At 57.3% G+C, this 10,247-nt stretch carries 8 protein-coding genes; 1 reads left to right on the forward strand and 7 read right to left on the reverse strand.

Annotation, left to right across the window (positions count from 1 at the left end; genetic code table 11):
- Positions 1 to 76 precede the first annotated feature (76 nt).
- From L972_RS02015 to L972_RS02045, 7 genes are all read right to left on the reverse strand, one after another.
- Complete coding sequence (locus L972_RS02015; RefSeq protein WP_042080912.1) at positions 77 to 1,255, reverse strand: glycoside hydrolase family 53 protein; 1,179 nt, start codon at positions 1,253 to 1,255, stop codon at positions 77 to 79.
- Position 1,256: 1 nt separating this feature from the next.
- On the reverse strand, positions 1,257 to 1,604 hold the full coding sequence (locus L972_RS02020; protein WP_042080911.1) for a glucose PTS transporter subunit EIIB: 348 nt from the start codon (positions 1,602 to 1,604) through the stop codon (positions 1,257 to 1,259).
- A 53-nt stretch (positions 1,605 to 1,657) separates the two neighbouring features.
- A complete protein-coding gene (locus L972_RS02025; protein ID WP_042080910.1) occupies positions 1,658 to 3,712 on the reverse strand; it encodes a beta-galactosidase in 2,055 nt (684 codons plus the stop codon).
- Positions 3,713 to 3,775: 63 nt separating this feature from the next.
- Positions 3,776 to 4,975 (reverse strand): glycoside hydrolase family 53 protein, encoded by a 1,200-nt coding sequence (locus L972_RS02030; RefSeq protein WP_047434901.1) that lies wholly within the window; start codon positions 4,973 to 4,975, stop codon positions 3,776 to 3,778.
- Between the two features lie 22 nt (positions 4,976 to 4,997).
- A complete protein-coding gene (locus tag L972_RS02035) occupies positions 4,998 to 5,849 on the reverse strand; it encodes a sugar ABC transporter permease (protein WP_042080909.1) in 852 nt (283 codons plus the stop codon).
- 12 nt (positions 5,850 to 5,861) lie between these two features.
- A complete protein-coding gene (locus tag L972_RS02040) occupies positions 5,862 to 7,166 on the reverse strand; it encodes a carbohydrate ABC transporter permease (RefSeq protein ID WP_042080908.1) in 1,305 nt (434 codons plus the stop codon).
- 78 nt (positions 7,167 to 7,244) lie between these two features.
- Complete coding sequence (locus L972_RS02045) at positions 7,245 to 8,474, reverse strand: extracellular solute-binding protein (protein ID WP_042080907.1); 1,230 nt, start codon at positions 8,472 to 8,474, stop codon at positions 7,245 to 7,247.
- A gap of 559 nt (positions 8,475 to 9,033) precedes the next feature.
- On the opposite strand from L972_RS02045, the gene L972_RS02050 reads away from it, so the two are divergent.
- Positions 9,034 to 10,116 carry an ABC transporter ATP-binding protein gene (locus L972_RS02050; RefSeq protein ID WP_042080906.1) on the forward strand — a complete coding sequence of 361 codons (1,083 nt, stop codon included), beginning with the start codon at positions 9,034 to 9,036 and terminating at the stop codon, positions 10,114 to 10,116.
- Positions 10,117 to 10,247 lie beyond the last annotated feature (131 nt).

A 10,247-nucleotide genomic window follows, 5' to 3' on the forward strand; every position in this document is an offset into this window, starting at 1 on the left:
CCGATGGTGCAGACAATTTTGGTCTTTTTCATGTCAATCTTCATTGTGCTGTTGTCATCTCTTCAATGTGAAATAGTCAGCGGGTCAGGACAAAGGCGGCCAACGCCGGCAGTCCTCTGCCCTCCCGATCAAACAGGGCCTGGTTCTCCCAGCCATTGCCGAGGGGCTCATCTATCCCGAGGAACGCCATGCCAGCGCGACTGGCCCAACTGTCGCCGGGGACCCGGATCCAGCCCGGCTCCCAATAGACAAACCCGAGCCCGAGCTGATCCGGCACTGCGGCAATAGCAGCACGCAGTGCATCGAGAAACGCTAGTTGCCCCTCGGGCGTCGCAGCAAACCCGCCGCGTACGGCCTCCTGCTCACCGAAGGCGTTACGAACCTCGTCCTGGTTGACGGTGTCATGCCCATAGGCGGTCTCAACGACCAGCAGCGGACGCCTGATTTGGGTGGCAAGGCTGTTCATGGTGCGCGAGAGGTCGCCCAGAGATCCGTGCCAATATGGGTAGAAGGAGATACCCACCAGATCGAACGGCACATCGCGTACCTGCATCGCCTTGAACCAGCGTAGGCACTGAGCCTCATCCCCTCCTTCAGCAAGATGTAGCATCAGTCGTGGGGTGATACCCCCCTCGCTGCCAGCACGGATCCCGGCGATGGCCGCCTTGAGCAACTGGGCTAATCGATCGAACCCCTCCTCTTCTTCTTGCCGGTGTAGTTGCCCCTGCGGCCACAGCATGCCGTTATTGAGTTCGTTGCCGACCTGCACCATTTGCGGTGGCACCCCGGCCTCGCGCAGGCGTTGTATCACGGCGGCGCTGTAATCGTGCAGCATTGCCGCCAACTCTGCATCCGACTTGCCTCGCCAGGTCCGTGGCGTGTGCTGCTTGCCAGGGTCGGCCCAGAAGTCGCTGTAATGAAGATCGAGCAACCAGGGCAGGTTGAGGGACCGGCTTCGCTGCGCCAGTGCAATCACCTTTTCCAAGTCATTGTTGCCACCACCAAAGGGTTCCCCCTTGGCCGAACGGGGATCGACCCACAGCCGCAGGCGTACCAGGTTGAGGCCACGCTTGCGCATCAGGGTTAGCAAATCCCCCTGCCGCGTTCCGTCTTGATAGTGAACGCCCAGGCGCTCGAGTTCGGCCAGGGTGGAGACATCCGCCCCTCGGATGGCCAGGTTATGAGGAGCGGCACCAGCCCCTGCACTGATGGCTCCCAGCATGACCAACAGTGGCCAGCTCAGCGGGGGGCGCATCCTAGTGCTGCTCCGGCTCGTGCAGTTCGAACCACTGACCGAGATCACGACGCAGGTTGTCCGAGCGTTTGCCGAAGATAGCCTGCACCTCGTCGCCGATGATGATGACGCCTATGGCGCCGAGACGCTGCAGCGCCTCGCTGTCGACCGGCTGCAAGGCATTGACCCTGACCCGCAGCCGGGTCAGGCAGGCGTCAAAGCCCACGATGTTGTCGCGCCCGCCAAAGGCAGCGATGAGCGCGGTGATGGCCGCTTCGTCCAGCCCGGAGAGCGGTGCCTCGGCCGATTTCTCCTCCTTGTGGCCGAGGGCCGCGGCGAACAGCCGCTTGAAGTCCTGCATCTTGACCATTTGAGTCTCCTAAACGTAAAAAAGAGGGCGAAGCCACTGGCTCCGCCCCGCAATCAACAGGCGCGACGCAGCACCCGGCAGCCGAATGGAGGCAGCACCAGTAAATCGCTCAGCGCCTCACCGCTCACCATGTCACTGTGACCACCCGGCAGAGTGACCAGGCGCTCGGCGTTGGCGAAGTTTTGCACGAATACGAACACCTGCTCACCGTCGGTGCGACACTGGGCGGTGACCCCCTCCGGCAAGGCTGGCAAGGCACGCGGCAGAGCCAGGGTCTCGATGAGATGGCCAAAGAAGTCGCGTTGGAACGCCAGATCATTTCGCGAGGCGACGTAATAGGCGCGACCTGTCCCGTGCTCGTTGACCGTCACCGCCGGATGTCCGGCATAAAAGTCACCGTCATAGCTGGCCAGGGCCCTCGCGCCTTCCAGGTGGATGAGATCGCAAAGGTGAGTGACTTCGTAAGGGCCGCAGAGTCCGGCTTCGTTGCCGGCAAAACCCGAGACGGCGTTACGTTCCTCGTCATAGAGACCGTCTATCTCCTCTGCCCAGATCCCAAGGACCGGGCGCAGCGGCCCTGGGAATCCCCCCAGGTGACAGAGATCGGTCTCGTTGACGATGCCGCTCCAGTAAGTGGTAACGAACTGCCCGCCTCGTTTGACAAAGGCGTCAACCCGTTCGGCAAAGCCATCGCGCACCATGTAGAGCATGGGGGCGATAACCAGGTCATAGCCATCAAGCGCGCAGTCGGCATTGATGACATCCACCGCCACCCCTGCCTCCCAGAATGGGCGGTAGTGCTCGGCTACCGTCTTCTCGTAGAAGAGGCCGGCATTGCGCGGCCCCTGAGCATTGTCCATGGCCCAGCGGCTCTCCCAGTCGAAAATGATGGCCACTTTGGCCTCGACGCGGCTGCCCGCGACCTCTGGCAACTTGGCCAGGATCTCGCCTAGTGCCTGTACCTCGCGGCCCACCCGGGTATCGATGTGACCAACGTGATCGACCACGGCGCCGTGGAACTTCTCGACCGAACCACGACTCTTGCGCCACTGGAAGTACTGCACCGAGTCGGAGCCGTGGGCTACCGCCTGCAAGGAGGATAGGATATGCATTCCAGGCTTCTTGAGCTTGCTGATGGGCTGCCAGTTGGTCAGGCTCGGGGTCGACTCCATCAGGAAGAAAGGTTTGCCTCCCTTGAGAGTGCGCATCAGGTCGTGATACATGGCGGTGTACGCCGCCAGGGTCGAGTCATCGCCACTGTTGTGCCAGAGGGGGTAGCTGTCCCAGGAGATGAAATCGATCTCCTTGGCCAACTGCCAGTAGTCATAGTCGTAGAAGTACTCCATGAAGTTGGTGGTGGCCGGCAGGCTCGGGTTGGCCGCCTTCAAGGGCTTGATCTCCTCGGCACAGAAATCGCTCACCTGGGCGGTATTGAAACGCTTCCAGTCGAGGTTGAGGCCGTGGATCGAGCTCTCGCCGATGGGAGACGGGGATTCGATCTGTGACCAGTCGGTGTAGGTATGGCTCCAGAAGCTGCTCCACCAGGCGTGATTGAGCGCTTCTATGCTGCCATAACGAGCCTTGAGCCAGTCACGAAAGCGCTCCTGACAAAGCTCGCAGTGGCACTCGCCACCGTACTCGTTGGAGATGTGCCAGGCGATGACACCGGGATGATGGCCGTAGCGTTCGGCCAGGGCACCGTTGATAGCTCGCACCTTGTCACGATAGACAGGCGAACTCATGCAGTGATTGTGACGGCCACCGTGCAGTGCCTTCACACGTTCCTTGCTGACCCGCAACACCTCGGGATAACGCTGGGAAAGCCAAGCCGGACGAGCACCACTTGGTGTGGCGAGGAAAACTGACACACCGCTTTCGTGCAGGCGATCGAGCACCGTATCGAGCCAGCCGAATTCATAGCGCCCCTCTTGTGGCTCCAGGGAAGACCAACTGAAGATGCCGACCGACATCACGTTGCAGCGGGTTTGCTTCATCATCTCGAGATCGCGCTCGAACACCTGGGGATCATCCAGCCACTGATCCGGGTTGTAATCAGCACCATGCAGCAGGGCGGGCACCCGTTCACTGAGCGGGGGAAACTTGAACATCACACATCTCCTAAAACGAGGGGGCGCCGGCCATGGCCGGTCGCCCTATCGGTTGAAACCGGGTCAGTTGAATACCTTGATCGAGGGGAGCACATGGCCGGAGCAGTCAAACAGCGCCTGGTTCTCCCGGGCATTGCCCTCTTTCCAGTCGTCGTTGTTGTACTTCATCCCAGCCTTGGTAGCCCAAGTGGCACCAGGGGTTGGCAGCCACGCAGGCTCCCAGTAGAAAACTCCCTTGCCACGCCCGTCCGGTACCGCCACCACGCTCTTGATCAGATCGCGCAGGAAGTCGGCCTGCCCCTGTACGCTGGCCGGGTAACCACCGTCGCTCGCTTCCTTGGCAGTAAAGTTGTTCTCGGCGTTGTCGCAGTTCTCCGTGGTGTAGCCGTAGGCGGCCTCGACCACGATCACATCCTTGCCATAGCGCTTGCTGATGTCATCCATGTTGGCCTTGAGGGCACTGATGGGGCCATTCCAGTAGGTGTAGAAGGAGAGCCCGATGATATCGAAGGGCACCTCGCGCTTGGCTATCTCGTCAAACCACCAGACGAAGGTGTCGTTCTTGGTGCCTTCGGCCAGGTGCAGCATCACCTTGATATCCTTGCCGTGCTCTTTCACCGCACGCACACCGGCCTTGAGCAGGGTGGCCAGGCGATCAAACTCGCCACCGTTCTGGCCCCAGCTCTTACCCTCCGGCCACAGCATGCCGCCGTTGATCTCGTTGCCAACCTGCACCATGTCAGGCATCACGCCGGCCTTGGCCAGGGCGTCCATGCTCTCCTTGGTGTGGGCATAGACCGCATCCGCCAACTGCTCGACCGACATGGTGCGCCACGCCTTGGGCTTGTTCTGGCGACCCGGATCGGTCCAGAAGTCGCTGTAGTGGAAATCGAGCAGGAACTTCATGCCGTGCGCCTTGGCACGCTTGGCCAGTTCGATCGTTGCGGCCAGATCGTTGTTGCCGCCGCCGTAAGGCTTGCCGTCGGCATCCTTGGGGTCCACCCACAGGCGCAGGCGGATGTAGTTGAAGCCGTTCTCCTTGAGGATGGCCATGGCATCCTGCTGCTTGCCGCTGGCATCGAAGAACTTGCCACCAAATTTCTCCACTTCGGCCAGCATGGAGACATCGGCCCCCTTGATGAACTCCTGCGGTACCGCTACTGGTTGCACCACCACACTTTCGGCAGCCACGACGTGGGCCTGCATACCCAACATGCCGGTGGCGAGCAGCGCCGCCATCACCAGCGTCTTCTTGATTTTCATGTCGAACGTCCTGTTTAACGGATTAACCTTTGGTCCCACCTGCGGTAAGACCGGAAACGAAGTACTTCTGCAAGGAGAGGTACAAGATGGCCACCGGCACCGCGATGAGCACAGCTCCCGCTGCATAGGTGGTGTAGCTGGCCCCCATCTTCTGGGCGACCAGGTTGTAGAGACCAATGGGCAGGGTGAACTGATCCGGGGTGCGCAATATGGTGCTGGCCAGGATGAAGTCGCCAAGCGGGCCGGTGAAGGAGAACAGTGCAACCACCGCAATGATGGGCTTGGAGAGCGGCATGATGATCTCGATGAAGATGCGGAAGTTGCCCGCCCCGTCCATGCGCGCCGACTCGTCGAGATCCTTGGGGATGGCATCGAGGTAACCCTTCATCAGATAGGTGTTCATCGGGATCATGCCGCCCACATAGACCAGCACCAGCGCCAGGTGGCTGTTGACCAGACCCAGCATCTGGGCCAGCACGAAGATGGCGATGAGGGCCGAGAACTGGGGCACCATCTGCAACAACAGGAACAACATCAGGCCATTTTGCCGCCCACGGAAACGAAAGCGTGAGAAGGCATAGGCAGTAAAGCTGACACTGATGAGGGTAAACGCCATGGTCAGGAAACTGATCTTCATCGAGTTCCAGTACCAGGCTGCATAGTCGATGCGACCGTCAAACAGCTCCTGATAATGAATAAAGGAGAAGTTTTCCGGGATGATCGACGTATTGAGCAGGCTGCTGCCCGGATTGAGAGAGGCTCCAACCGTCCAGATCAGGGGATAGATGATGATAACCGCGACCATGGCTAGAAGCAGGTAGCTCAGGGTCAGGCGAATGGCATTACGCTTTTTCAGACTGTGTTTGACACTCATGGCAGGGTCTCCTTACACCATGTCGTCTTGTTTGAACGAATTGGTCGCACGGAACTGCCACAGGGCGATGCCGACCACGAAGATAGAGAGCAGGATGGTGATGCTCGCCGCAATCGCATACTGGGACGATGACATGGTCAGCTTATAGATCCAGGAGACCAGGATGTCGGTCCCACCCGCGTTTGAGCCTGCCACAGCAGGGCCACCATTGTTAAACAGGTAGATGATGTTGAAATTGTTGAAGTTGAAGGTGTACTGAGTGATCAGAATCGGGGCGATCGAGTACAACACCAGAGGCAGTGTGATGGTAGTCAGTTTGTGCCATGCGCTGGCGCCGTCGATAGTGGCGGCCTCATAGAGATCATCCGGGATCGCCTGCAGTACCCCGGTGGTCATGGCAAAGACGAACGGGAAACCAAGCCAGGTTTGCATCAGGATTAGGGCCGTCTTTGTCCAGAAGGGATCTGTCATCCATGCCTTGGGCTCAATGCCAAGCGCAGCCAGGATGCCATTGTTGATCACACCAAATGTCTCATTGAACATGCCGGCAAAGACCAGAATGGTGACAAAACCGGGCACTGCCCACGGCAGGATCAGGATAGTGCGAATGAGCGGCTTGAAGCGCAGATCCTTCTGATTGACTAGGATAGCCAGCAGTACCCCGACCGTGCATTGCAGCGTGGTGGCGATCAGCGTCCAAATCACGGTCCACTGCAGCACATCGAGCAGGGTCGAACGCCACAGATCGAGCTTGAAGATGTTGATGAAGTTCTTCATCCCCACCCAGTCCACCAGCTTGGCAGGCGGAGTGTGGTAGAGATCGTAGTTGGTGAAGGCGATGGAGAAACCAAAGATGATGGGGAACACCACCACGAATACCAACAATATAAAGCCCGGGGTGATCATCAGGTAGGGGAAACCTTCGCTCAGCAACAATTGGTATTGCTTACGCACACTGGTCAGCGCTACGCCACGATCCCGGCGATCGCCGTTAACATAAGCATCACGGACGCTCCAGAAATAGATGGCGCAACCAAAGATGGCCACTAGTACGCTGATAACCCCCTTGGCCAAGAGGAAGACGGAATTGTCCCGGGGCAACTCGGTACCGAGGGTAAACAGCCCCCAGAACCCTTGAGATAGAAAATCATGGAATACGCCGAAGAAACAGGCCATGACGATGAAAAACAGGGTGCCCTTGACCCATTGCCGGTTATACCACTGACCGAGTCCCGGGATCAGCGAGAGCAGGGCGGCCACCTTGGCATGATGGGTTCTTGTACCGATCTGGGTAAGCGATCCGGAATCGACAACCACAATGTACCTCCTTTCCATTGAGAGCCCGGGCGGCCACGAACGCCGCCCGGCCCGAATTGGGCCTGTGCCCAACTTGTGTTATTGCTGCGAGTGATTGACTTCGATCTGCATGTTGATGTTCTTGACTGCACCTTCCAGTGCCGCCTTCACATCCTGCTTGCCAGTCACGCCAAGCTGCAGTGCACTGTTGGCAGGGGTCCACACCTCTTGCATCTCGGGCACGCTCGGCATCGGAGTAGCGAAACCGGCCTGAATGGCCACGGCACGGGATTTCTCGTCATTCTTGATGAGCGGATCGTCAATCAGCGCCTTGAGGGGCGGGATCTCGCCGGTCTTCTCGAAGCGGACTTTGGCGTACTCAGGCTGGTTGATGAACTCGATGAACTGCTGTGCCAACTCTTTCTGCTTGGAATAGGTAGAGATGCTGTACCCTTTCACGCCGAGGAAAGAGCGCATATGCTCGCCATTGGGCAATGTCGGCAGCGGGGCAACACCGTAGTTCACTCCCGCATCCTTGTAGGGCTGGAACGACCAGGGTCCAGTGATGACGGCCGCGGCCTTCTTCTCGGTGAACAGGGAATCGATGGCGTTAGCACCGGTCTCACCCACGATACCGGCCGGGAAAAGGCCTTCGCTGTAGAAACGCTTGAGGAGACTCACTGCATCGACCGAGCCCTGGTTGGCTAGGCCCACATCCTTGACGTTGGGCGAACCGTTGGGGTTCTGGCCGAAGATATAACCCCCCATGGCTGCAACTACACCATAGGAGTAATAAATCTCGTCAAACTTGGCGAGCAGACCGTATTTGTCCTCCCCGCGCAGGGTCTGGGAAGCCTTGATCAGCTCGTCAAAGCTCTCAGGAGCCTTGGGTAACAAGTCCTTGTTGTAGACCATGACAATGGTCTCGACCGCCTTGGGTAGGCCATAGAGCTTGCCTTCATAAGTCTGGGCATCCACCGCAGGTTTGGTGAAACCAGCAAGGTAGTCGGCCCCCGGCTTGATCTCGCTGATGAGCCCCTGCACCACGGCAGTACCAACCTGATCATGGGGCAGTACCAGTACATCCGGACCGATACCGGCCGGACCGTCCAAGCGCAGCTTCTCGATCTGCTGGGCATACGGGGTTTCGAGGATCTTCACCTTGACGTTGTGCTTGGCTTCGAACGCCTTGACAGCCTCCTCAATGCCGTTTGATTTCTTGATGTCTTCCCACACCAGAAGTTCACCGTCAGCGGCGCGGGCTAACTGGCCCAACCCCATAACGCCCAAAGACAACAACATTGCAGCAGTCAATTTGTTGATTTTCATATAATTTCCTTGTCCCCAACTCAGGTAAAAGCAGGTCTTGTCAGACCACGTAGGTAAAGTGAGTGTTACGATTCCATCCAGTCGGTGTAACTTCTGAAGATTGTTACCAATTCGGGTGTAAAACAAAGCAAAGCCACATTTCACGCCGGACTGGTCTGGCCTCTACGACACAACCTAACCACCACCTAATGCAATGAAAAATAAATGGTTTAATCCCATACATCAGATCCGGAGCAATACGCTCTATCACTTGATTTTTGCTTGGCACAGGTCTTCGGGTGCACTGGAACAGCAAAAAAGGTAACGATTACACCGAATACCTCTACGGTAAGCGGTGCTTGCTCTGCCTGCCAGCAGCACATATCAAGGCTGTGATCTCATGCACAAAAGAAACAGCATTTTGTGCAACCGATTACACCAGCCTGATATAGTCCCTCTAAAGCCACAGAGTGAAACGGTGTGAAACGCCTTCTCCCTCCCAGGGCAAAAAAGCCGCAGAAGGGGTATGACCGCCCCAGCACTCGCAGCTAATGCATTTATTATCAAGGAGTTAAAGCTCATGGCGAGTATCAGACTGAACAATGTGATCAAGCGTTTTGGCAGCAATGTGACCCTACATAATGTGAATCTGGATGTAGAAGACGGTGAGTTCACCGTCTTTGTCGGTCCTTCCGGTTGTGGTAAATCCACTCTGCTGCGCATGATCGCCGGTCTGGAGGAGATTTCGGACGGCCACATTGCGATTGATGAGCAGGTGGTCAACGATGTAGCCCCAGCTCATCGCGGGGTGGCCATGGTGTTCCAATCCTATGCCCTGTACCCCCACATGACTGTGGCCGAAAATATGGGCTATGGCCTGCGGGTCAATGGTGTGGTGAAAGAGGAGATCGCACATCAGGTCAGCATGGTGGCCAAAACACTGCAACTTTCCCACTTGCTCGACCGTAAACCCAAGCAACTTTCCGGCGGGCAGCGTCAGCGCGTAGCCATCGGCCGAGCTATCGTGCGTAACCCCAAGGTGTTCCTGTTTGACGAGCCACTATCCAACCTTGATGCAGAACTCCGTGTGGAGATGCGTCTACATATCGCCAAGCTGCATCAGGAACTCAAGACCACCATGATTTACGTTACACACGATCAGGTGGAAGCAATGACCCTCGCAGACAAGATCGTGGTCATGAACTACGGCAAGGTAGAGCAGGTGGGCTCTCCGATGGAACTCTACTACAAACCAACCAACAAGTTTGTCGCCGGTTTTATCGGATCCCCCAAGATGAACTTCCTGCCCGGTAAAGTGCTTGCTTGGAGTGAAAATGAGCTGACCGTACAAGTCAGTGAGCAACAGATCCTGACTTTGCCCATAGCCACCTCTCACGTAGCAGAAGGCAGCGAAGTGACACTGGGCCTGCGTCCGGAGCATGTTGTGCCAAACGGCCAAGGCATTCACCTCACTTTTACCTGTGAAGTCGTTGAACGCCTGGGCAACAGTACCTATCTGTTTGGCCAGTGCTGCGGCGTCGATGGATTCAAACTGTTACTTGCCGGCGACAGCGCATTTAGCCCCTACCAGAAGATGGATGTCTTTTTCTCACCCGAACATTGTCTCGTTTTTGATGCAGAAGGATTACGCATCAACCACTGATTTCATCACAAGCCATGCCAGATTTGCCCCCAGCAGAGCCGGGGGCTTTTTTTTATTCATTTGTTATTAAAAGGAAAATGAGAGCTATCTAGATTGGCCCCTTGAAGATCCAGACACTTCGCCCCTCTTAA

Source organism: Aeromonas sp. ZOR0001, from assembly GCF_000801015.1.
Classification (GTDB): domain Bacteria; phylum Pseudomonadota; class Gammaproteobacteria; order Enterobacterales; family Aeromonadaceae; genus Aeromonas; species Aeromonas veronii.